Annotated in this window: 22 protein-coding genes and 1 tRNA gene; 16 read left to right on the forward strand and 7 right to left on the reverse strand. The window is 54.6% G+C overall.

Annotated features, from left to right (window positions below; genetic code table 11):
* Positions 1-20: 20 nt before the first annotated feature.
* Positions 21-470 (reverse strand): GNAT family N-acetyltransferase, encoded by a 450-nt coding sequence (locus tag VNX88_04950; GenBank protein ID HWY67990.1) that lies wholly within the window; start codon positions 468-470, stop codon positions 21-23.
* A gap of 260 nt (positions 471-730) precedes the next feature.
* Between VNX88_04950 and VNX88_04955 the strand changes: the two genes are divergently transcribed.
* Positions 731-1,453, forward strand: coding sequence for a molybdopterin cofactor-binding domain-containing protein (locus VNX88_04955; GenBank protein ID HWY67991.1), 723 nt, complete (start codon positions 731-733; stop codon positions 1,451-1,453).
* Positions 1,454-1,524: 71 nt separating this feature from the next.
* Here VNX88_04955 and VNX88_04960 read toward each other — a convergent pair.
* From VNX88_04960 to VNX88_04970, 3 genes are all read right to left on the reverse strand, one after another.
* Positions 1,525-1,588, reverse strand: a tRNA-Phe gene (locus VNX88_04960).
* Between the two features lie 155 nt (positions 1,589-1,743).
* Complete coding sequence (locus VNX88_04965) at positions 1,744-2,283, reverse strand: hypothetical protein (protein ID HWY67992.1); 540 nt, start codon at positions 2,281-2,283, stop codon at positions 1,744-1,746.
* Between the two features lie 259 nt (positions 2,284-2,542).
* Entirely contained in the window at positions 2,543-3,046 is a 504-nt protein-coding gene (locus VNX88_04970; GenBank protein HWY67993.1) for an ATP-binding protein, read from the reverse strand.
* Positions 3,047-3,627: 581 nt separating this feature from the next.
* Here VNX88_04970 and VNX88_04975 point away from each other — a divergent pair.
* The 14 genes from VNX88_04975 (at position 3,628) to VNX88_05040 (ending at position 17,024) form a co-directional block, all read left to right on the forward strand.
* Positions 3,628-3,765, forward strand: a complete 138-nt coding sequence (locus tag VNX88_04975) for a hypothetical protein (protein HWY67994.1) — start codon at positions 3,628-3,630, stop codon at positions 3,763-3,765.
* 432 nt (positions 3,766-4,197) lie between these two features.
* Entirely contained in the window at positions 4,198-5,853 is a 1,656-nt protein-coding gene (locus tag VNX88_04980; GenBank protein ID HWY67995.1) for a sigma 54-interacting transcriptional regulator, read from the forward strand.
* A 433-nt stretch (positions 5,854-6,286) separates the two neighbouring features.
* A complete protein-coding gene (locus tag VNX88_04985) occupies positions 6,287-7,084 on the forward strand; it encodes a Spy/CpxP family protein refolding chaperone (GenBank protein HWY67996.1) in 798 nt (265 codons plus the stop codon).
* 86 nt (positions 7,085-7,170) lie between these two features.
* Positions 7,171-7,692 (forward strand): DUF4136 domain-containing protein, encoded by a 522-nt coding sequence (locus VNX88_04990; GenBank protein HWY67997.1) that lies wholly within the window; start codon positions 7,171-7,173, stop codon positions 7,690-7,692.
* A gap of 105 nt (positions 7,693-7,797) precedes the next feature.
* Complete coding sequence (locus VNX88_04995) at positions 7,798-8,124, forward strand: hypothetical protein (protein ID HWY67998.1); 327 nt, start codon at positions 7,798-7,800, stop codon at positions 8,122-8,124.
* A 328-nt stretch (positions 8,125-8,452) separates the two neighbouring features.
* The gene (locus tag VNX88_05000) at positions 8,453-8,794 is read left to right on the forward strand and encodes a hypothetical protein (protein ID HWY67999.1); all 342 of its coding nucleotides are present in this window, start codon (positions 8,453-8,455) and stop codon (positions 8,792-8,794) included.
* Positions 8,795-9,243: 449 nt separating this feature from the next.
* Positions 9,244-10,719, forward strand: coding sequence for a TolC family protein (locus tag VNX88_05005; GenBank protein HWY68000.1), 1,476 nt, complete (start codon positions 9,244-9,246; stop codon positions 10,717-10,719).
* Positions 10,719-12,035, forward strand: coding sequence for an HlyD family secretion protein (locus tag VNX88_05010; GenBank protein ID HWY68001.1), 1,317 nt, complete (start codon positions 10,719-10,721; stop codon positions 12,033-12,035). The genes VNX88_05005 and VNX88_05010 overlap by 1 nt, the downstream gene beginning before the upstream one ends.
* On the forward strand, positions 12,032-13,621 hold the full coding sequence (locus VNX88_05015) for a DHA2 family efflux MFS transporter permease subunit (protein ID HWY68002.1): 1,590 nt from the start codon (positions 12,032-12,034) through the stop codon (positions 13,619-13,621). Before VNX88_05010 ends, VNX88_05015 begins: the two co-directional genes overlap by 4 nt.
* A gap of 245 nt (positions 13,622-13,866) precedes the next feature.
* A complete protein-coding gene (locus VNX88_05020; GenBank protein ID HWY68003.1) occupies positions 13,867-14,442 on the forward strand; it encodes a response regulator in 576 nt (191 codons plus the stop codon).
* Between the two features lie 6 nt (positions 14,443-14,448).
* Positions 14,449-15,252: a hypothetical protein gene (locus tag VNX88_05025; protein HWY68004.1), complete on the forward strand. Its 804-nt coding sequence runs from the start codon at positions 14,449-14,451 to the stop codon at positions 15,250-15,252.
* A gap of 141 nt (positions 15,253-15,393) precedes the next feature.
* Entirely contained in the window at positions 15,394-15,771 is a 378-nt protein-coding gene (locus tag VNX88_05030) for a hypothetical protein (GenBank protein ID HWY68005.1), read from the forward strand.
* Positions 15,772-15,796: 25 nt separating this feature from the next.
* The gene (locus VNX88_05035; protein ID HWY68006.1) at positions 15,797-16,015 is read left to right on the forward strand and encodes a helix-turn-helix domain-containing protein; all 219 of its coding nucleotides are present in this window, start codon (positions 15,797-15,799) and stop codon (positions 16,013-16,015) included.
* A 247-nt stretch (positions 16,016-16,262) separates the two neighbouring features.
* Positions 16,263-17,024, forward strand: a complete 762-nt coding sequence (locus tag VNX88_05040) for an HNH endonuclease (GenBank protein ID HWY68007.1) — start codon at positions 16,263-16,265, stop codon at positions 17,022-17,024.
* A 30-nt stretch (positions 17,025-17,054) separates the two neighbouring features.
* On the opposite strand, the gene VNX88_05045 is transcribed toward VNX88_05040, so the two are convergent.
* The gene (locus tag VNX88_05045; GenBank protein ID HWY68008.1) at positions 17,055-19,958 is read right to left on the reverse strand and encodes a DEAD/DEAH box helicase family protein; all 2,904 of its coding nucleotides are present in this window, start codon (positions 19,956-19,958) and stop codon (positions 17,055-17,057) included.
* Positions 19,958-22,633, reverse strand: a complete 2,676-nt coding sequence (locus VNX88_05050; GenBank protein HWY68009.1) for a site-specific DNA-methyltransferase — start codon at positions 22,631-22,633, stop codon at positions 19,958-19,960. Before VNX88_05050 ends, VNX88_05045 begins: the two co-directional genes overlap by 1 nt.
* A gap of 488 nt (positions 22,634-23,121) precedes the next feature.
* Here VNX88_05050 and VNX88_05055 point away from each other — a divergent pair, with 488 nt between their 5' ends.
* Entirely contained in the window at positions 23,122-23,520 is a 399-nt protein-coding gene (locus VNX88_05055) for a VOC family protein (GenBank protein ID HWY68010.1), read from the forward strand.
* Between the two features lie 285 nt (positions 23,521-23,805).
* Here the strand turns inward: VNX88_05055 and VNX88_05060 are convergent, their stop codons facing one another.
* Positions 23,806-24,111, reverse strand: a complete 306-nt coding sequence (locus VNX88_05060) for a helix-turn-helix domain-containing protein (GenBank protein HWY68011.1) — start codon at positions 24,109-24,111, stop codon at positions 23,806-23,808.
* Between the last annotated feature and the right edge of the window lie 2 nt (positions 24,112-24,113).

Genomic DNA, 24,113 nt, shown 5'->3' on the forward strand with positions numbered 1-24,113 from the left:
TGCAGACCGTTTGATCAATTTCAGCTGGGTGTACCCACGTCAGGATCGCGCTTCATGTAGAACTTGCGCTCGTCCTCGCGCACAATGCGGAAGCCGAGCCGCTCGTAGAGCCGTACAGCAGGGTTGATCTTCACCACATTAAGACGCACCGCCCGATTCGTCTGATTGGCTTCGCCAATCAGGCGATGGATCATATCAGTCCCAATCCCCCTCCGCTGAAAGGGTCCATCCACAAAGAGCTGCGCGAGGAAGATCGCATCATCCTCTATGAAGCTTTGTAACCACCCTATATCGGAACTATCGAGGGCAATGATGCGGACCTGGGTCGCCTGCCATTGCTCCTGGAAGCTGGCTTCCTGAGAAGCTTGATTAAGACGCAGCTCCTCGATGATCGTTTTCATTCCGGCAAAGTAGAGACGTTTGCAGTAATCGAAGTCCCGCGTCCCGGCAGGACGAAGCGCAATCCGCATAGCCAATTATCTTCCGGGTTTAGAAGGCGCGGGTCTCGCGAGGCGTCCTGGCGTGAATTTACGTTGTTAAAGAAGCAAAGGACAGGCAGACTTGGGGCCGGGTATCACGGCACTGGCCTCTAAGGAATACAGGCTCTCAGACCCGGAGGTATTTACTGCCGTCAAAACGTAATAGTAAGTTTCGCCGGGCTCCACAACATTGTCATTCCACGCGGTCGGCGAAATTAACAAGCTGTTGAGTTTGTTGTAAGCCGGCCGCCATCAACACTTTCTATAACGTCGCGAACCAGAAGATTCAGTTCCATCCGGCATCGGCGCCACCCTTGCGTCAAGGCTCCTATCGCGGTTTGGCGGCCACCGCCAATCACTTCGCACGCGAGAGTGCCATGGACGAAATCGCGCATGCGATCGGCGTGAATCCACTGCAGTTTCGCTTGAAGAACATTACCGATCCTCGCTTGCGCGCGGTTTTTGAAAGCGCGGCGAAGCGCTTCGGTTGGGGACAACAGAAATCTTCGGCATCACGCGGCTTCGGCATCGCCGGCGGATTCGAGAAAGGCGGATACGTCGCTACTTGCGCCGAGGTGGCCGTCGATCCGGAGAGCCGCTCCGTGCGCATCTCGCGTGTGGTCGAGGCCTGGGACTGCGGGCCGGTGGTGAATCCTAATGGTTTGAGAAACCAGATTGAAGGTGCGATTGTCCAAGGCATCGGTGGAGCTCTGTTTGAGGATGTGCACTTTGCCAACGGACGTGTGCTGAATCCGCACTTTTCTTCCTACCGCGTGCCCCGCTTCCGCGACCTTCCGGCGATCGAAGTTGAGATCATTAACCGCAAGGACGTGCCACCGTTTGGGGCGGGCGAGACGCCGATCGTTGGCCTGGCTCCCGCCGTAGCAAACGCCATCTTCAATGCCACCGGTACGCGTTTACGTGCAATGCCGCTGGTTCCAAATGGTATGCCAGAGAAGAAGACCGCTAGCTAAATAACCTGACGAATCACGCCAGCTGCCCTACGCGGTGCCCGCAGTCGAGGTGTCAGTGAATCCTCAAGTGATGGTGGCCAGAGAGGGAATCGAACCGCCGCCAGCCTTTTCAGGACTGTAGTCACCCGGACTCATCTTGTGGATGATGTATCGCTTTAGCTCCGCGAATCGCACCAATTGTGGTGCCGTTTTATAGGCTCACCAGGGGAGTCGGGAGATAACGGGGCGTCGCCTCCATCAGGCGCATTACCGTGCGCCATTGAAGCAGAGCTTTCGGTACCATTCCGTGATCACCGGTTAACTCGACATGCCGGCATCTGGGTCTCGCGATGTCGTACCCACGCAGCCGCGATCTGCAGAAGAGCTTGCGCCCGAGCTTCCCGAACCTTCTCAACTGAGTAGCCCAGAAGCACCCCGCACTCAAGGTCAGACATTCGTTCGAGAACAGACATCACGAAGACAAACCGCTCGAAGTCATCAAGCGCCAGCACGTGACAGAGATCGGAGTCTATGAGAGTTCGCGCGCGCTTGCAGACTGAATCGGTAGCTGACAAAGATGCGCTCTCAGCGTCTGGATGAGGCTTCAATGCGCGGATAGCGTTTTGGATGATCGTGCGCCGCGCCCATTTATGCGCCCACACCTTGAATGCCTGGTTCGCCTGAACAGTCTCCTCGATACCAGCTATGAAGCATTGCTCTGCTTTGTCGTGATCGCCTGTCAGCAACAAGGCAAGCAGGTAGAGGCTGGCCATGTTCTCCTGAAAGATCCTTTGGAAGTCTTCGACGACCGCGTACTCATGTATTTCGACCTTCCCATTCTGGTGCTTCATCGTGCCACCTCCTCGAGGTGCCGGCGTAGCTCTATACATGGATAAGGCAAAACGCATGCCAAACTTCGCGTCTGTAAGTGAATGAATTTGCAGTGCAGGGAATACGAGGCAGCACTCAAAGAGCCGAAAGTGCCGACGGCAGAATCGACAGCCAGACTCGATGAAATGTTCGCGTTGCCGTCGCCCGATTGGGGCTCCGCGGATGAGGTGATTGGGATAACCAACATTAATGCAGCCAGAATGACTATCGACTTCCTTTTCATTCTTTTAGCTCCTCAATCCGTTTGCTCTGGGTTGCGCGAGTCGAATTGGACTGCTTGTGCAGCTTGACCACGGTTCCTCCCTCTTCAAACTGAACTTCGTCCATCAACGCTTGCATGAGGTAGATACCGCGGCCGTGAGCTGATAGCCGGTTCTCGGGTGCCGTTGGATCCGGCACTAGGCGGCTATCAAAACCTTGTCCCAAATCCCGAATTGTGACTAATACTTCTCCATCCTGGCTGCAGCGGGATGCGACGTAGACGCGCTTCTCGGGGTTTTCATGGTTGCCGTGGACGATCGCGTTCGTAAGCGCCTCACGCAAAGCGATTTCGATGTCGACTTCGCTCCCATCCTCACTTCGGAACCTCCTGATAAAGCGCATCAGTTGATCGAGGAACGGAGAGATGGCTTCCACCTGGCTCGGAATGGACTGATGCAGCTCGACGAACGGACTGAATTGGGAAGTTGAAGGCTGGCCGATAAACGATTGTGACTGAGCCATGGCTTGCGACTCCTGTTGTAAGTCTCCGTGCCATCACTGCAAGAAGTGACCGGTTCTCGACACTGAAGATCGTTAACATCTGATTTCCTTTACAGTTCGGATAGAGGCAATGCGCATGCCAAACTCTTGCTGCCGCAAGTGAATGAATTGTCGTCATGGACAGTGAGAGTGGTTTTGGAATGGTTGAAACTGTCGATGACAAATTCGGCAACTACCCGGACGGCGCTGGTTATGCGTCCAGGTCAAGCGTGTTCAGATCTGTACATTTCTTGGTTCCGGAACTGAGACGCCGAGTTCCTTAGTTTTAGCCGGACCCAGTGCGTTAGCGATGGCGAACCTCGGGCTACTCGATTGAGTCCTTAGGATTCGGTCGCGCCTGCCCTTGGGGCGACCCTTATCGTGAGGATGTCCATAGATGGCTTTCAAAATGTTCAACAGTTCTGACGGGTCCATATTTCCAAATCTCCGCTGAATGAAGTTGTTTTGCTGCTCGCTGCTCATTTTCGAAAAAGCAAACAATCGCAGAGAGTTAGGACGCGCGGAAGAGTGTGGTATTGGAATTTCATGGCGCTTTTTGGGAAATGGCGAAGTCAAAAGAGCAAGTCTCACAGGGTGCGAACGTACAGGCACAGACCGGAAATCAGCAAAAGCGCAAACAGAAGCGCGATGATGATCCACATCCCATCGCTACTTCTTTGGTCTCTTTCTGCACGCTGTAAATCGGGGTCTAGGTAATGGATTTCGTTCCAAAGATCTATGCTGTTTCCGGGCTCTTCGCTGATGGCATCTCTCGCCAAGTTCTTTCGCACCTGCGTTACCTCCGCTCGAGGATTAAGACCTAAATGAGGGCCCGCGAATTCCAGACGCTATTGAAGATCAGCCCCTTTTGCTTACGCACCCCACAAAAGCAATACATGTGCCAAACTTACTGCCCGCAAAACAATGAATTTCAGTGCAAAAGTTCAGAAGTAGTGATGGAAGAGCCGAGAGTGCCGACGGCAGATTCGACTGCTAAGGTGGGGCGGATTGTGCTTTCAAGGTCACTGCTGTCGCCTGGGTAGCGCAGAAAGCTGCGACCTTTAGCGGAACAAAATCATCTATCCTGCGGGTAAATTTGACCTGCCAGCGGAACTGATCTCTCCATGAGGGACATGAGCACAGAGCCCATCATCGCGGGTGCAAACAACGGGGAACGTCGCGAGACTCTCCTTGGTTTGAGCGATACCGCCCGCCTGCAATTGCTACTGGACCTGACGAAACGAATCACGTCGAACCTACAGCTTCGGGAAGTATTGCGCGCCATCGCAGCGAATGTTCGTGAGGTCATTCAGTGCGATGCCGTTGTTATTTCGCTGCCGGATATGTCATCAGGGACGGTCAGGGTATACGCTCTTGACTTTCCTAATAGTAAGGGGCTCATCGCGGAAGAGCAGATCGTCGCAATGTCAGGCGCGGCCAGGCGAGCTCTTGAAACTCTGGGACCGGTGACCTCATACACCGACGACGACGTTTCTCCTGAGATTCGCGACATGATACTCGCCGAGGGTTTAAAGACCCGCTGTTTGATTCCTCTTATTAATCACAGCCGTGTGGTTGGCTTTCTGGGAATTATGCGGAAAACGGAGGATGCTTTCACGCAAGAAGATATAGAGTTCCTCACCCAAGCATCCGGGCAAATCGCGATTGCCATTGAAAACGCCGTGGCATACCGCGAGATTTCGGACCTTAAGGACAAACTAGCCCAGGAAAAGCTCTACCTCGAAGAAGAGATTCGCAGCGAGATGGGCTTTGAGCAGATCATCGGAAGCAGCACAGCGTTGAGACATGTGTTGGAGATGGTTAACACGGTTGCTCCCACTGATTCCACAGTCTTGCTGCTCGGTGAAACCGGAACGGGAAAGGAATTGATCGCTCGCGCGATTCACGAACATAGCCGACGAAAAGACCGGACTTTCGTGAAGCTGAACTGTGCTGCGATTCCTACCGGTCTGCTGGAAAGCGAATTATTTGGGCATGAAAAAGGAGCATTTACGGGGGCCATTTCCCAGAAAATCGGACGCCTGGAGCTCGCCGACCACGGCACTCTGTTTTTGGATGAAGTCGGTGACATTCCCACTGAGATTCAACCGAAGCTCTTGCGAGCATTGCAGGAGCGGGAATTTGAACGACTGGGAAGCACTCATACCCGGAAGGTGAATGTCCGTCTGATTGCGGCTACCAATCGAGATCTCGAAAAGATGGTTGCTTCTCGAGAATTTCGAAGTGATCTGTACTACCGCCTGCATGTATTTCCGATCCGAATACCACCGCTGCGGGACAGAAAAGAAGATATTCCGCAACTCGTGAGTTACTTCGTCCAGAAGTTTGCAAAGCAAATGCAGAAGAAGATTGAAACGATTTCGCCGGCGGTAATGAAAGGGCTGACGGCTTGGGAATGGCCTGGCAATATCCGTGAGCTGGAAAACTTCATGGAGCGGGCGGTGATTGTAACGCGCGGCAAGTCGCTTGAGGCTCCCCTCGGAGAGCTCCGAAAGACCACTTATGAAACGCCAGCTCCTGGCAACGCGCAGTCTTCACAGCAGGACATCGCTGACATCGTCAAAGAAACGATCCACGCGCTGAATTCAAAAAAGACTGTGATGAATGATTACGCAACAAGACAACGAGAAGAAATTGTACGTGCGCTCACCGATAGCAAGGGGCGCGTCGGTGGAGAGGATGGCGCTGCCGCACGCATGGGCACCAAACGCTCCACTCTCCTTTCTCGTATCAAAAAGTTTGGCATAGACCCCAAGCAATTCGCCTAATCGGTCGTTTTCGATTCTTGCATCGAGATTCTTGCATCTGCCTCGTACTAAGCAGCCTCGACATAAAAGCACATCAGTACCGTTTGCGGTAGCGAATGGGTGCTGTGGTGCCAGGCGCAGTAAGAAGAAAACAACTCTTTCACCACTTCGCAGACCGTACTGACCAGTATCGCGACTAGGCCAAGTCCGAACCACAGCAACCTTGAGAATGGTGCACCGTCGCGTTCTCTCGCTTAGCTGACGAATCTGCCGTCAGCAGTTTCGGCTATTCGGGGACTACTCTCCTAGTCCCGCATTGAAAATTCATTGACTTACGGCTCCGCAGGTTTGGTATGCCCCTTGCCTTATCGCAGCTGGGAGAAGTAATGCTGAAGATCGCGCTCATCCATTCGGGTCGAGCGGCGAAAAGGAAATCACAGTAAGGAGCTACAAAATGAAAACTAACTTCATTCTCATCGCGATTGTCTTAGCGGTACTTATACCAATTACTTCATCCGCGCAGACCAAATCCGGAAACAGTAATACGAACGATGACATCGGAAGCGCCAATTCCGAACAGGTTGACGCTGTCTTGGCCACACCTCCTGCAGTACCGCGCGGCCCAAAGCAACTGTTGCAGGACTATGAAACTGAAATGGCAGAGATTACGCATCGATTTTCTGCAACCCTCTTGCAAATTACCGACGCTGTGCAGCGCGGAGAACTCACCAGCGAGCAAGGGCAGAAAATCAGTTCTGAGCAATACCAAGTGGCGCAGATGCAATTTGAGCTGCTCGGCGCCTGGAGTGCCATGTTGCAACAGGATCTGGATCGGGTTCCTGATCCTGGAGCTCCAGCGGCTTCCAGTCAGGCCGAAGATAACCAAGTCATCCTGGTAGCGCTGCCGTTCTCATCGTTTCAGCTGAATCCTTCATTGGCAGAATATTTGGACTTGAGCCAGGCGCAGGTTGAACGCATCGAGCAAGTGATGGCACGAGAACGCCGAAGTCTTCAGCCGCTGATCACAGAGCTGCAAGCAACAAGGGAGAAGTTGTTGGCTGCGGACCCAGTCCACACCAGCGGCAAGGACCTCAAAGCACTTGCCAACGCACAAGCAGGACAGTTGGCGAAGTTGATCGTGGCCAACGAACGTATGCAGTCGGAGATCTACAAGCTGCTCACTCTAGAACAGCAGCACAAACTCAACGATTTGAAACGCGGCGCTGAATCGTCGACCCTTGCAAAAAAGTGATCGAAGGGAGGTCACATGTTATCCGTAACGTTATGCGAATGTAAGCGAGTCAGGCGAAAAGCAATCCAAACTGAAAGGAGCTTGATATGAGATTTCGCAAAGTACCAGCCATTACCTTCTTGGCGATCCAGTTAGCAACCGCGGCCTTTGCTCAGCATGTCGCGGTTGATTATGACCATGCCGCAAACTTCAGACAAATCAAGACATATTCATGGGCGAAGCTTCATACTGCCGACCCCATCACGGATAACCGTGTGAAAGAAGCGATTGACCAGGAGTTAGCTGCTAAGGGCTGGAGTCAGGTGTCTAGTGGCGGAGACGTTGCGCTTGTGGTGGTTGAACAAACGTCCGTGCGTGAGCAGTACGACAGCTTCTACAACGGGTTCGGCGGCCGGCGCTGGGGAGGCGGCATGGTAGACGAAACTACCACGGTCGACCACTACGAAGTTGGCACGCTGATCGTCAGCATGTTCGACGGCAACTCCAAACAGTTGATTTGGAGAGGAACAGCGAGTGGAGATGTGTCAGACAATTCCCAAAAGAAGATAAAGAGCCTCGCGAAGGTTGTCCAAAAGATGTTCAAGAACTTTCCGCCGAAAGCCGCATAGCTCGTGACGTGGGGTCACAGGCAAAGCCCGGACTCGCTTTGAGAACTTCGGGCGTCGTTTTACGAGGGATTGCTATATGTTGAGAAAGCTCATATTAATTTGTGCGTGCCTGTGCTCTATTCCTGCGCTCTGCCAATCCGCAGGCAGCACAAAATATCAGATCGCGACTATCGTGGCCGTCAATCCACATTCTACTATGCTGCCACCGATTCCCAGGCCCCAAGCTATGATCTCTCCGTGCAAATTGGGAACAGGATCTATGTCGTGTTGTACACTCCGCGGCTGGGATTGCAAACCGCAAAGTATGCGGCTGGCCGTCAGGTTCTAGTCCTGGTCGGCGAAGAGACGCTGACGTTCAACGATATTTCTGGAAATGCGGTCGAGGCGGCGATTCTGACTCACAGGATTGTTGCCGCCACCCGTACGCGTTAGCACCTGCGGTCGGGCTCGTCCCTGTCGTTCACTCGGCAGAAGGAGAGAGATGCGCCACAGTAACCTAAAGCACGGGTTTGCAGTGTCTGTCCCACTCGCACTTCTCATCGTCAATTACGTTTCACCACTTCGCAGACCGAAGGAAATGAGCGCTGGTGGAACCATCGCTCTCCTGCCACAACCGAAATAGCGACGCCCCCAACGACACTCTAGACACAAGTCTTCACGCTTTGCTGCCGAGTCTGCTGTCGACAGTTTCGGCTGTTCGACGATTACTCTCCTAGTCCCGGATTGAAAATTCATGCACTTACGGCCGCGAAAGTTTGGCATGCACCTTGCCTTTATCCGAACTGCAGAGGCCAAGGACATGTTGAAGATCTCCGTTATCGACAACCGAACTCAGCGCAGGTTGATTTTGGAGGGCAAGCTCATCTCACCGTGGACCGCCGAGCTAAGGACCTTCTGCGAAAAACTCAGAGCGGACCTCGATGAGCGCGAACTGGTGATCAACATCAAGCACTTAACAGCCATTAGCCAGGAAGGAGAGAACCTCTTGCTCGAGCTGATGAAGGAAGGCGTGAGATTCCGCTCCCAAGGCCTGTTTACCAAACAAGTCTTGTCTCAACTCACTCGGAGACTTCGCAAAAACATGCAGGGGATGGAAAGATGAAGGACCAGATCGGGAATGCTACAACAAACAACTACGAGACGGACGAGCACTGTCAGAGGAGCGTTACGGAGCAAATGGCCAGTCTTTACCTGTCTGACTTTGTGTTCACGGACGACGTTTGCCATCGTCTTAGTGCTCGTCATTTCGGCCTCAGTGCTGTATGTGATCGCGTGGTCAATCGCTCTTCAGGCGATCGATTCATTCATCACGGCTCTGGCTGCGGGTCTCCTTGCCAGAGCAAAGTAATCAGCGATCCGGGCATTCGCAAGCCTGAAACAGGAACTCCCGAAGGAATGTGCACCGAATATCTGCTTTCACGACCCGTGCCAGTAATACGCCTGAGGCGACAAGACGACCCATTGGCTTCCTCCCCTGGTCAACCCTGCCAATGTCGTGCCTCAGGCGCATTATGGGCACGATTCGAAAAGGGAATCAGGAGAATGAGCCCAATGACCCAATTGATCGCACATGCAGGAAAAGATCGGCTGGGTTTGCGGATTGCAAATCTGATGTTGACCGCGATGTTGTGCGGTGTGATGCCGGCAGCAGGACAATCCAACCTCGGTTTGGGAACGATGACGAGTTACGGAACATCCCAAAGCTCGGCACGAGGACAAGGGGACGTATTCGCGGGAAGCGTGCCGAGTGGTCCTGCAACGAGCGAGGTCTTGCACTTAACCCTGCATGACGCAGTCAATCGAGCTCTTCGGTACAACCTCGGGACGATTGAGAGCGGAGAAAACGCAACCATAGCTCGCGGCCAGCGGCTGCTCGCGCTGAGCGATCTCTTGCCGCAGGTAAGCGCAGGGGTTTCTGAGTACGTGGAACAAACCAGTGTTGCCGTTCTGGGAATCAAGAACGTACCGCAGATTCCGAGAGTCATTGGACCGTTCAGTTACAGCAGCGCGGACGCGAGCGTCAGTGCAACCCTGTTTAATTTCTCGTCGATCCAACGTTTTCGCGCAGCGCGAACCGCTGAACAGGCCTCGAAGCTCAGCTATCAAGACACGCTTGACGCCGTCACGCTGGTCGTCGGCAACTCTTATCTGCAGGTAATCGAATCGGCTTCCCGCATTGAAGCTCAGGAAGCTCAGGTGCGAAATGCAAAGGCGCTCTACGACCAGGCGCTCGATTCATTCCAGGCAGGCACTGCTCCGAAGATCGATGTCACTCGTACCGAAGTTCAACTCCACACCGAGGAATACAACCTCAGTATCGCTCGTAACAATTTCGATATCGCAAAGCTCAATCTGGCCCGCGCTATCGGACTCCCTTTGGGACAACACTTTGATCTCGCGGACCAGCTTCCGTATTCCGATATCAATCCTCCAGCCTTGGAAGATGCGCTGAAGACGGCTTACGGTTCGCGCAGCGATTTCCGCTCCGCGCTCGATTCGCAAAAGGCAGCTGAACGAACGCTCTCCGCGGCGAGGGGGGAACGGTATCCGGTGGTTGCCGTGAACGGCGATTACAGTGACGTCGGTTCGACCTTCGGACATTCCAATGGAAACTTCACCTTTCAGGCAGGAGTTCGAGTACCGGTGTTCACGGGTGGTCGCATTAAAGGCGACATCACCGAAGCGGAAGCTTCTTTGCGACAACGAAAAGCAGAAGCTGAAAACATTCGCGGACAGGTTGATTACGACGTGCGCACAGCATACCTCAATCTCAATGCCGCCAAAGAACAAGTCGATGTTGGGAAGCGCAACGTCGATCTTGCCAATGAGAGCCTTGCTCGGTCCAAAGACCGCTTCACCTCTGGGGTTACCGACAGCGTAGAGGTAGTGCAGGCCGAGCAGGCTCTCGCCAGCGCCAACGATCAGTACATCACCAGCGTGTACAACCACAGCCTCGGCAAGCTCGCGCTCGCTCGCGCCTTGGGAGTCGCACGCACCGATTACAGCCAGTACTTAGGAAGGAAATAATGTCAACTGAAACCAATGCCGCCAAGACTCTCAGGCTTCCCGAAGTGGAAAGCTCCGCCAAGGCCGGTCGCGACAGCGAACCTGAAGGGCCGATCGCCGTCGAGGACCTCGAAAAGCTGGCGACCAGTGTTGATGCAACGGAGAAGCGACGCAGAAAGATGGCACTCCTTCTGCTGGCCGCTGTGTTGGTTCTGATCGGCAGCATTTATTTCGCCTGGCGTGCTTTCCAGTATGAGGACACCGACGATGCTCAGATCGACGGGCACATCATGCCGTTGAGCGCGCGCATTACTGGCCAGATCCAGGAAGTAAGGGTCATTGAGGGACAACTGGTGCACGCCGGCGACGTGCTCGTGACCATCGACCAAAGGGACTACAAGATTGCCGTAGCGCAAGCGCAAGCAAATGTCGCGGATGCCGAAGCCACGGCCGCAAGTTCGCATTGGAACGTCCCAATCACTGCTGTTTCGACGAGCAGCAATCTCGCTTCTGCAGAAACCGCTATCGCGAATGCAGAGGCCGGAGTCGCCGCAGCCGAACAAAATCTGGAGTCTGCAAAGGCCGACGTGGAACAGGCAGAAGCAAACGCCGCAAAGAGCGATGCCGATCTTGTCCGCTACCGTCAGCTCGTAGCCAAAGAAGACATCTCACGTCAGCAGTACGATCAGGCGAACGCGACCGCGATAGCGAACCGCGCGGCCGTGGTATCCGACAAAGCAGCAGCGCTGGCCGCAGAACAAACACTCCGGCAGCAACAAGGCAAACTCCTGCAAGCGAAGGCCGACCTGCGCAGCGCGCAGACGGCGCCGCAACAGGTTTCTCTCACGCGTGCGAAGGCACTCGCTGCGGACGCTCAAGCCGTGCAGCGAAAAACACAACTTGATCAGGCGGAACTCAATCTTAGTTTCACGGTTATCCGTTCTCCCGTTACGGGAATCGTAGGCAAGAAAAGCGTCGAGGTCGGACAGAACGTAAGTGTCGGGCAGGAACTGGTGGATGTCGTTCCCCTCGATGACATCTGGGTGACCGCCAACTTCAAAGAGACACAGCTCGCACACATGGAGCCGGGTCAACCAGTCGAAATCAAGGTCGATGCATATGGCCGCAAATGGAAAGGCCATGTAAGCAACCTTGGTGGAGGCACGGGTTCGGTCTTTAGCCTTCTGCCTCCGGAAAACGCAACCGGCAACTACGTAAAGGTCGTGCAGAGAGTGCCGGTGCGCATCGATTTCGACCGGGTTGCGGGACAAAGCTTTAATGCAGACGGACTGCTGAAACCTGGATTGTCCGTTGACCCCGACGTGAGGGTGCGATGAGTTCGAATTCCATTCCGGCACAAGACGCGGTCCCGCAGCCCAAAGTCAATCCTTGGCTGATTGGAATCGTCGTTTCACTCGCCGCCTTCATGGAGGTTCTGGATACCAGCATTGCCAATGTCGCCCTGCCCCACATCGCCGGCAATCTGGGCGCCAGCAACGACGAGAGCACCTGGGTATTGACTAGTTATCTGGTGTCCAACGCCGTCGTACTTCCTATTAGCGGCTTCCTTGTTGGCTGGCTCGGTCGGAAGCGTTTCTTCCTGACTTGCATTGTCTTATTCACCGCCAGCTCTTTTATGTGTGGAATTGCGCCAAACCTTGGACTGCTGCTGCTTTTCCGCGTGCTGCAAGGCGCCTTTGGTGGCGGGCTGCAGCCGATGACGCAGGCAATCCTGGGGGATAGTTTCCCGCCGGCCAAGCGCGGGATGGCTTTCGCATTGTATGGAATCACCATTGTCTGTGCCCCCGCAATTGGTCCTACGCTGGGTGGCTGGATTACTGATAACTATTCCTGGCGCTGGATTTTCTATATCAACGTGCCTGTCGGGATCTTGGCGGTGGTTCTTGTGCACCAGTTGATAGAGGATCCTCCCTACCTGAAACGTGTCAAGAATGCCTTCGCCAACTTCGATTATCTCGGATTCTCCCTGCTTGCCATCGGGGTCGGTGCACTGCAGGTGGCGCTCGATAAGGGGCAGGAAGACGATTGGTTCGGATCTAGCTTTATTACAACCCTGATTGTCGTCGCGACCATCGGTCTGGTCTCTCTCGTCATTTGGGAGTGGCGTCGCAAAGAACCTATCGTCGACATTCGCTTATTCCAGCGTTTCAATTTTGCAAGCTGCAGCCTGATGATGTTCGTGCTTGGCGCCGTTCTGTTCAGTTCTACCGTACTTCTTCCTCAGTTTCTGCAAACGCTCATGGGCTACACGGCGCAGAAGGCCGGAATGGTGCTCTCTGCGGCAGCGATTCTCCTATTGGTCGTGCTGCAGTTAGTAGGACGTCTTGCTGGTCGCATCCAGGCACGCTATCTGCTGGCTTTTGGTTGGATAAGTCTGGCTGTCGCGATGTATGTCTCGTGCAAACGCCTTGATTTGTTAATTAGCTTTAACGCGGCCACGTGGATGCGCATTTGGCAGTATTTGCCGGTTGGATTCTTATTCGTCCCGCTCACGATGGCGGCATATGTGGGTCTGCCGGCGGAAAAAAGCAATGCTGCTGCCGGCTTGATAAATTTCGTGCGCAACATGGGGCAAAGCGTAGGAACCTCGGCAGTGACCACGCTACTCGCGCGCCGATCACAGTACCACCAATCGGTTTTAGCTGAGTCCACACGATCGCATCGCTTCCAAGCAGTGATTGACGGAGTTGCACTGAAGCTCAGCCACGCTGGCGTGAGCATGCATGAAGCTCAGCGACAGGCGCTTGGCAGATTGTATGGCATGGTTCAACAGCAAGCGGCAGCGCTCTCGTATGTCGATGTGTACTGGCTTCTTTCAGTAATTGCTGCGGCAATGTTTTTACTCTCCTTCTTCCTTCGTAAGAATCAGCCGGGAGCAGGTGCTGAAGTTCAAATCCATTGAGCCGAAGGCTTGGCCGGAGCCGCTTTTCGCCAGCACAAGGATCGCGAATGTTGTGTGCAAGTGTGATTGGTTTGGCAGCGCTTAGTTTGGCGTCTCTCGGGTTTTTTGTTTGGTGTTGGGTGCACTTTAAGGATGACAGCGAAAGCCATCCGATCTACAGGGCGAATTACTTCTCACCTTGCGGCGAGAGGTTCAGGAAGAGAGTCCAGACACAAGGGCGCTGTACATAGTTGCTGAGCATGTCGATGTTTGTTGGGAGACTACAAGCTCGGCAAGACAAAACGGAAACGTGGGTTGTTGCGATGGTGGAAAAAAGACTACGTACGAACATCAACTTTGGCCAGCGTTGCCAAGTCTTATGCGTCGACGACAACGCGCTGACCATGCATTTGCTCTCACTCATCCTTCAACAACAAGGGTACGACGTTCTCACTTCGCCAGATCCAACAATGGCGATCAAAGCCCTAAAACAGGGAGCCGTTGACTGGGCACTCCTGGATTACGAAATGCCGCAGATGAATGGTGGTGAATTGGCAGCGCTTGTGGAGGCTGCGAAGCAAAAGGCGACTTCTTTGTTCTCGTCCTCGGCGATCAAGGAGGAGCTAAAAACCACCGGCTTTCTGACCCTGGAGGAGATTAAGCGGCGAGCAATCATTGCAACAGTAAATCTTGTAAACGGCGACAAAATGCGCGCCGCAAAAATGCTGGAAGTCGGCAAGACCACCGTTTATCGAGCATTGGAAGGAGGTACGCGCAAGAGAGCTAAGATCGTCATCCCGAGAGAAGAATTTGATTGCGTGATTGCGGAGGCGGCTGATTAGATCTCTGTGCTTCCCCCGGGCTCGGGCGGTGCCCAAGCATGGGACAATGCCGTCGTGCTCGTCGCTTGCCTGGTGGTTCTCCTCAATATGGCGATTGTCTTACAAGACAATCAGCCCAAGAACCTGAGCGTGCATCCCGCCGCTATCGCGGGTCCATGGGAGTGCGTAGCGCAAGATGGAATTCACGGCTTCTTCATCAAGGTGGAAGGCTCTGGGCCTTCACCAACGAGCAGCATCCGCGTCTATCATCGACAAAATGCTAGAGAGGATGCAGAGTCTTTTGTTCCCGGCAAACCCTTCGCGGACTCAGTTGCGCTCGACGACGATCACCTGGATATCCGATTCACAGGTCTCGGTTATCCCAACCGGTTCAGCATCAGCTTGACCTTCGATACGGCTGCACAGCGATGGACTGGCAAGTGGTCGGCGTGTAGCAAAACGGGACAGGCGATTCTCACTCGCCCACATATGCAGAGTGGTAACGAGAATCCGATCGTCGGAGATTGGAAGGGCAAGGCCAATGCGACACCGTGGTCTACTCCCGGTAGCTTGCACATTCGCCAATCATCCGACGGTGTGCTAATTGCCTGGCTTGATCGGGAGTTCGGCGGCGGTCGCAATGGCGAGCTACTCAAGATCCTTTCGACCGGACCATCGACTGTCGAACTTGAAACAACCTTCGGAATCGGCGCAAATTACAAGTACACGGGAACGTTGTCGCCGGACGCCAGGTACTTGAAGGGAACATGGCATGTGGGTAACAGCCGGGGCATGAGCCTCCAAGCTCCTGGTTATTTCGAACGCGAATAGTGGACGACGTTAGCAGAGCCCATCTTCACCGGCGCTTTGTTTACACAGGCTGATCGCCGCGGTGCCTGTCCGTCCTCCCTGTTCCCTGTAAGCTGTAACCCTGATGTTCACCCTTACGAGTAGCTCGTAGCCTTTCCCGCAATGATCTACTTCATCGTCCCGATAGTGCTCGCGTCATACCTTGGAGCACCAGTGCTGTTCACGCTAGGCTGGAGCAAATGGGCAAGCAACCGAAAACCGAAGGACATTCCATCCTGGTTCTCGCTGATTGGATTCGGCTTGGCGAATGCATCAATCGCACTCGCGCTCTACACGATCGTCTACATGATTGTGGTCGGCGGGTCCCGCTATGACGATCCGAGATGGGTTTGGTTCATGGATTCGGGACTCATAGTCTCCTTAGCAGCGCTCCTGGTTTCCATTCCTGGGATGTGGCGAAAGAACGCACTACGCTGGTACGCTCCGGCCTTGGCCGTCTGCATGTTCCTGATATGGTTCGCAGGCGCGATGGGACGGTGATCCCGAGCGCAGCGAGGGATCTTCTGTGGGAAGGTTGGCCTGTTGTTTTCCCCACGCAATCCTCGCCGCAGTCAAACTCGCAAACGGTGACGTGCTGCGAGCTGCGAAGCTGCTCGCAATCAGCAAGACGACGATGTATCGCAAGCTTCAGAGTTACAAGGGGAATGTGGGGGAGATGACCACCGAACAGCCAATTGCAAGGGTAGGACCGGAGTCCAGCAAGCTGCAGAAATCTCTCGTCTGACTTCAAGTTTTCATCTAATCTGGCCCGAGCACAAGGGGAAATCTTGATGCCTGACAAATTGCTCTCGTGCCCAGAATGCCAGAAGGAACTTCAGAGGATCGACTATAAAATGTGGGGCACCAAGCGCTTCAGTCCTGAAACGGGACACTATGAAGAGGATGAGGGTTTGGGGAATTGCGATCTAATCTTTACCTGTCCGCACTGCGAAGCTGAACTTGATCCTGAAAGGGTGCTCGCCTAACTCAACGTGGCTGATAACAGAGATTGGACGCGCGATGAGCTCCTAGTCTGCTTCAACTTTTATTGCCGCACTCCGTTTGGCAAATTTCATCGCAACAATCCGGACATAATCCAGCTAGCTCAAGCGCTGGATCGCACTCCCAGCGCCGTAGCTATGAAGCTCGGCAACTTCGCGAGCTTCGATCCCGCTCATCAGTCGAGGAACGTCAAGGGTCTGGCGAATGCCAGCCGATTGGACCGGGCAGTCTGGGAAGAGTTCAACGCAAATCCGAATCTTTTAGCTCAGCAGAGTGAAGAAGCGTATGAGCGGTTGGAGCTTCCAAGTGCGGTTCCTGCGGAAGTTGAGTTTGCGATGCCCACCGGACCAACCGAGGCTGCTGCGACCCGGCCGATGCGCCTTGTACAAAGCTTCTTTCGCAGAAGCGTGCTGGCAGCGTACAGATATTCTTGTGCCTTCTGCCGAATCGACATACCGGCGGTGCTCTCAGCAAGTCACATCATCCCGTGGACGGCAAGCATCGAACTTCGCGCAGACCCACGGAATGGACTTTCTCTCTGCACACTCCATGATCGGGCCTTTGATCGAGGGTTGATGTGTGTCGATGACAAGCTGCGGCTGCGAATTTCCCGCCACGCAACCTCCAAAGCGGACTGCGAAGTCTTTCGTGCGGCTTTCACTAAATTAGAGGGTAAACCGATATCGCTGCCGGAGCGCTTTCACCCACATTCAAGTTCCTTGGAGTATCACCGCTCGAAGATATTCCAATAGAGCGGAAAAAAGTTCCGTGGGTCGCGGTTTCTAAGTGTTGTGCCTCTGCAGAATCTCGACCACGTCCTTCGGGTGTCGCGACACGTCGGCAGCCCAAACACCAAAGCCACCATGCCCATTCACAGCCCTCACCCATTCGGACAGGAATTGACGTTTGGTTTGTTGCTGCTGGTCGTCTTGGCCTTTAACTTCCAAAATCAGCGTCGTTCCGTTGGTTAGTCGAACTAGATAGTCAGGACGGAACTTGTGAATCACGCCTTTGAACGAATATGTAATCTCGAAGTTCAGGTGATCGTTCTTAACCCACGCCCGGACGTTCTGATTGCGATCGAGTTCCTGCGCTTCATTGGCCTCCCACCTGCTGTCGTAGACACACATATTGATGTGGGAACGTTGCGTGTGCTCACAAGGTTTGCTCGTGTACCAAGGGAGCACGTCTCCGGTTGATCGTATCGGCCGCTCCGTGTCGAAGATCGGTTCAAGAGTAAGGGAATTCTCGAAACGAATCTCTTCCCAAATGTGCTGAACGAGCTTTGTCATGTTCAGGGTGATCACTAGTCTTCGCCGTTTGTCGTCCTGATTGAATAGTGGCGGATCAACCACAACGCGACCACCCTCGATGTACCGTTCCACCAGCCGCACCAGTTGAGCGAGTAGATATTCGCGATTGCCCGTCCACTTCGGAGCCATCAGGTCATGAACCTCGCTAGCGGCTTCGAAGACGATCCTTTGCATCCGAAACCGTTTCGCCAGATCTTCAAGATCGATTTCCTTTAACTTCGTGAAGTCCGGCTTCCCATCGATCATGGGCGCGAGTTCGGCAATCTTTGGAGTCTTATAAGCATCTAGGACTAATGGCTTTATCTTCGGGATATCCAGCTTCAGCACTGGACGGTATTCATGGTCGATGCGAATTACGTTCGGCCATGCGATTTCGTATTTTGCCCGACGATCCACGAGAGGCTCAATTCTTGTTTTGCCGGTCGTGGGCGGCGGTGGTGGCGCATCGGCGCTACCTTCATGCGGAAGGAATGTGAACGGCACGCCAAATATGTTCACGTACTCAGGACGGAAGAGCCCGCTTTTCTCATCGACATCGTAGGACGTACGCCGCAGTCCGCGCCCCACAACCTGCTCGCACAGAAGTTGAGAAGTGAAAGCGCGCAAACCCATGATGTGAGTCACCGTCTTGGCGTCCCATCCTTCGGACAGCATCCCCACCGAAATCACGTTCTGAATCGGCGCCCCTAGTTCACCTTCACGGCCAATCGTATACACAGTCCTGCGCATCAGTTCCGCGCGATCTTTCTTTGTGAGCTTCTTGCGCGGACCGGATCCGTTCTCGTCAGTTACGTCATCTTCATCGACCTCGTCTCCTGCGTCATCCGCTGATACTGCGCCACCCGCTACTGCAGGTGGTTCTGCTGCGCCGCTGACTACCGCCAGCGGTTCAGGTTCATCCTGCGCCTCGGCTTCGTCGAGCACCTTGGAGTCGATGTGCAGGATCTTCTCTGGATCGCACAGCTCTTCAAGGCGAATTCTTTTATGCGTGAAGGCATAGTGCACTCGTGCGGCGGCATGCGTAATATTGGCGACGGTAATCATCACCGGAGGAGTTTTTGCTCTGCCTTCTCTTTCCCACTGCTTAGCTGTCTCCAACCAATCCTTGCCGAGAAAGTAGTAGCCCATGCTTACCAAATCGGGAAGAGGAGTATGGGGCGTCGCTTTGCGGTTGAGGTCTGTCTTGACCTCGGGGTCGGTATAGATGTGGTAGAACTTCGATTTGTACTTGCTGGTCATTTCGCCGTCGTCGCGCACGACTACGCGTGGCGTCTTCACCAGTCCTGACTCGATAGCGTCGTTCAGACCGAAGTCACTGACGATCCATCCGAAGAGCGTTTCCTCGCTGCTCTTGCGTCCAGTAGGCGCGAACGGAGTCGCGGTCATGTCGTAGCAGGCGAGAATTCCGCGAGCGTTGTGAATGCGGTCGAGCCCGCCTACCCACTTGGTTGCTTCCATCAATTCATCTTTGGAGACACCGGCAATCTTCACCTTCGGCGGTACGCGCCAGGCGTGGTGGGCCTCGTCGTTGATGACGAGAATGTTCTCCGCCGTGTGCATCTCGCCCAGCACCTCGCGGACGTAGGCCTCGTCGCTGAGTGCGCCGCGTTTGTCCACGCTGCGACGCTTGTTGATTTGTTCGTCGCTTTCCCAATCCAGCTTGTGCCAGTTGCGCACTAGCACGCGGCAGCTCTGACCTTGGCGCAGCTTGTCTTCCAGGCCGGGAGGCACAATTTGAAACTCAGAGTAGTAATTTCCCGCGCTGCCCGGAACCAGAACCTCCAGCCGGTTCCTTACCGTCAGGCCAGGGGCAATCACCAGGATATTTTTCGAAAAACGCTTGTCCTGCGGATATGTGACCTTATTCAGCACCTGCCACGCGATCAGCATCGACATCAGGATGGTTTTTCCCGATCCGGTCGCCATCTTGGCGCAGAGGCGTGTGAACCGTCCGCCATCGCCCGGTACCTTGATTCCCACTCGCTCCGATTCGGGCGACTCTGCAAGCCACATCAATGTCTCGATTGCTTCCAACTGACAGAAGAAAAAACGACGCGTGGGCTCGCGCTGCTCCATATCGCGCCAATGCTTGAGCAGACGCTTGCTGATTCCGGTCGCACCCGGATAATCCGCCTCACGCCACGCCTTCACCCTCGGGCGAATCTGGTTCACCAGCGGCAACTCGATAAATTCGCCGGGATCGTCGAAGGATTTCGATGCCTCGGATGCGCGCACGTATCCAGCTGGGCGTCGCCCAGGCTCGCGGGTAAACCGCCGAGTCTCGCGATCGTATTTCCAATGCTCGATTGGCTCTTCGTAAGGTGAACAAATAATGAGTTGGTTGATACTCGCCGAGGTCGCTGCGGTTGCCATTACTTGACCTCGACGATCTTGAGGCTCTCGATACCGCGGTCATCTATGACTTTGATCCCGATTCGCTTGTACTCACCCGGTTCGAATGGTAGCGACACAGTCTTGCGATATTGCTGGATCAAATCGGGATCAATCTCGGCTTTCAAATTGCGTGCGAGTTTGGCCCAGCCTTCGTCGTCGGCTGCCATGGGAAAGAACACTTGGCGCGGATAGAGGCTACGTCCGTCGTAGTCGGTGTCGAGCAGCCACATAGCGATCTTGGAGGTGTCGCCGGAATCGATAGTTCCAGTGCGGGTGTTGTAGTAGTCGAAGCCGTTGACCTCGACTTCCCACTTGCCCTTGTCGTCGCCGTTTTTAATGCGCCGCAGATCGACGTCGGGACGGCCCACCAGCCAGAAACTCTGGTTGCTGGCGCGCTTCTTCTTCAGGTCTTCGGTGAGCAGGTCAGCGTTCATCTGCGCCGTCAGGAAGGTCATGCCGGTTTTTTCTTTGGTGAGCTCGTCGATGTCCTTGGCGGCGTCCGGATCGAACTCGAAGGCGGCAAAGACGATGATCGCCGGTTTGGGGATTAGCGTCCGCGCATCTTGCCAAGCAAGCTCAACCTGTTGCGGGATGAGGGGACCGAACTCCGGACCGAAGGAGATCACGACGCGCTCCGGCTTCACGCCTTTGGTTTCGGCGTCGGCGTGCAACCATCGCGTGCCCGACAGCGGCTCGACGCGGGAGAAGTCGATCTTGTTGCCGCTCTTGCCACGCAACCCGGTCTTCAGCAGCTCATCGCGCCACTCGGTGTGACGGAGGGTGGTCCCAGTTCGGGAAATGGAGTTGTCGGCAGGCGGCTTCTGTGCGTTTTCAACTTCATCCAGAGAACGGACGGTAGCAGCCGGAACGGCCTCGACGGTGAACGGACCCGATACGCGTGCTCGGCTCCTATCCGCAAGAGGCTGATCATAGAGGGTCTCTTGCTCCGCGTAGCGAGCGACAGCAACATCGATCTGCTCGCGCGGCATGCCTTCGCGAATTTCCGGATTATTTGCAATCGACTTGAGAGTAACGTGTGGAACGGTCTTGTACCTGAACCCGCTGCTCACCCCTTCTTCCGGATGCGCAAGCTCGTAGTACTCGAAATTGGCCGTCATAAACCGCTGTTTGGCCAGTGTGATCGCTACGCGCGATGTATCACAAGTAATCCAGCGGCGACCCCACTCTTCCGCAACGTAGGCGGTCGTGCCGGAACCGCAGGTAGGGTCGAGAACGAGATCGCCGGGATCGGTCGTCATAAGAACACACCGGTCCACAGCTTTGGTATTCGTCTGTACGACGTATACCTTTGGCTCTGAGAAGCCGCTAACGGCAGTATCATCCCAATGGTCGCTTAAGGGCGAGAACGGAAAGTCTTGGAAATAGCGCTTTTGCCGCAAACTATCTCCCACCGCCATCAATCGATTCGCGGCGACCAGCCGACTCAAGCCAGGGGGAGGTGTTTTCCAGTGTCGATCTGTACGTTTCCCAGCGCCGGGCCAATAACTGCGGCCCTTGAACTCGAAGGGCCCAGAGCTAGTGGAACTGCTGCCCTCAGAAGTCAAATTATCGTGGAAGAAGAGGCGCCAGCCGGAAGGAATCAGTTTGGGGTCTTCTCGTTCTTCTTTCGACAATGGCCGTGCTTTACTTCCGTTATCGCTCTCGATCCAAGCACCCGAAACCTCTCCCATGTTTTCGTACATCTTGGCTACGTAAAGCTGATTGTATTTAACGCGCTCTTTGTCTCTCGAATACCAGAGTATGAAATCGTGGACTTGCGGAAGCAGAGATGTTGCTGCCCAGCCTGACTTTCTCATAAGAATGATTGGGCACGCATTGTTGGAGCCAAATATTTCGTCAAGTAATTCTGTTACGTGATGCAGGTTCTCATTGCTTATCTGTACAAACACGCTGCCACTCGGACTCAACAACTCGCGTGCCAACAGGAGCCGATCACGAAGGTATGTCAGATAGGAGTGAATGCCTAAGTCCCATGTATCCCGAAATGCGCGAATCATCTCGGGCTCCTGTGTCAGGTCTTCGTCCTTTCCGTCTTTGACGTCGCGCTTATTCACAAACGGCTGAAAGTTCGATCCGTACTTAATTCCATACGGCGGGTCGATGTAGACCATCTGCACCTGGCCGGCCATGCCTTCCTTTTGCAGTAGCGAGTTCATCACCAGCAGGGAGTCGCCGGCGATGAGGCGGTTGGACCAGCCGTGCGGATGCTTGTAGAAGTCGATCTCTTCGCGCAGCGGGCGGTGCTCCTCCGGACGCTCGAACAGCGACGGCTGCACTGGCACTCCGTTGCCGTTCCTCTTTCTCACCGCCTTGATGATGGTGTAGGGATCGATGCGCTCGTGGACGTGCAGCGAGACCGTCGGCACCTCGAACGAACTGTGCTCCTTCTTGCCCGCCCACACCAGTTGCGGATCGAGATGCGGATCGTAGTCCAATTCCTTCCGCGGCTTCACCGATGGAACAGGAGCGATGTAGTCATAAGTCGCGTGCGTGGGCACAACCGGATCGGTCTCAGGAGTAACCAGCCCTACTTGCGGGTTGTTGACGCGCTTCTTGTCCTTATGCTCGTACCGGTCAATGGGGCGCTTGGATGGGCTCTTCTTCGATTTCGGCATCGTGGGAGGCGAAGGCACAGTTAACCACAAATCCGCCGATTCGCAAATACGCGGCTTTTCCTATTGCCAAATTGGGAATTAGGGCGAAGTCCGAGTGCCCCCAAACTCTGTCATCCCGAAGCCTCCTCAAACTCTGTCTGTGCCCAGTCAACCCCAACCTCAAACCAAACACCAACCCCAACCGCAAGGTCCTTCGGCGAAAATCACGCCTCAGGATGACACGGTGTGGAAGCAAACACGCAGCATGACACGATGTGAAAGCAAACACGCAAAATCCCGAAATCCCGAAGGTCACGAAGGAAACAGCGAGGTCACGAAGGAAACGGCAACACCGCGCGGCGCAACCTCCTCCGCTCAGGATGGCCACAACAGGGCACAGAGGACAGGTAGGAAATCGGTCATCGGGTGAAGTGAACAGCCAACGGAAAACCAGGGGACAGGGAACAGGAAACAGCCATTGACGGAGCTCAGCAAGCCTCGTATACCATTACCCGTCGAGGCATGAGATGGCTCCAGTAGCAGTTCGTAGTGCTGCGCAGATTACCGGGATCGCTCCGCAGTTTCTGGTCGACGATCTGGATCGAGCGATTGCGTACTATTGTGACCGGCTCGGCTTTGAGCTCGATTTCAAGTATCAGTCGTTCTATGCGGGCGTCAAACGGGACGGATTCGCGATCCACCTTAAGCATGCGGCGAAACTGGCCGCTGACCGAGCGCACCGGAAACAGAACGAACATCTGGACGCGTACATTTCCGTGTCCGGGATCCGAGGCTTGTTCAGCGAGTTCGAAATGCGTGGGGCGGAAGTGATCAAATCCCTCGAACAAAGACCCTGGGCATGCCTGGATTTTTACGTCGCGGACCCTGACGGCTACATCCTCTGTTTCAGTGAACCGACGACGTAGGGTACAGGGGATAGGGGACAGGGGACAGGTCAGTACCGGCGGCAGTAGCCGCTGGGTGAAGTAAAACAGCCGAGACCTAGAGCGAACACGAAGGTCACGAAGGAAACGGCGAAGGTCACAGGGGACAGGGTCAGTACCGTTCGCAGTAGCGAATGGGTGAGGTAATCGCTGCCAGTCTCCAGCCAGGGACAACAGCAACCGCAAGCAGCCAAAACCAACACAGCAATCAGCGATCAGCAATCAGCAATCAGCCTAAGGCAACGGCGAAAGCGAAGGACGATTTCGTTATGGCTGCAACAGGATCTGTGGGTTGCTTCGCGCGATGCTAAGAAGCTTCAGCGCTGCGCTTGTGGGACGGCGCACGCCCTGTTCCCAGCTCTGAACTACTTTGGGACTGACATTCAGGACGTGAGCAAACACCGACTGGCTTGCCCCAAGGGCGAGCCTGATTCCTTTGATTTCTCTCGGCTTCATGGGCTTGACGCGGGGAATCTCGGTGATTCGCAAGCCTGTTTTCCGACCCTTCTTCAGAGCAATGGCTTCGCGAAACCCTTCCATTAAGTCGTCGAAAACCTGGATTTTCCTGGCCATGA

The sequence above is a fragment of the Terriglobales bacterium genome (genome assembly GCA_035567895.1).
GTDB lineage: Bacteria > Acidobacteriota > Terriglobia > Terriglobales > Acidobacteriaceae > Gp1-AA112.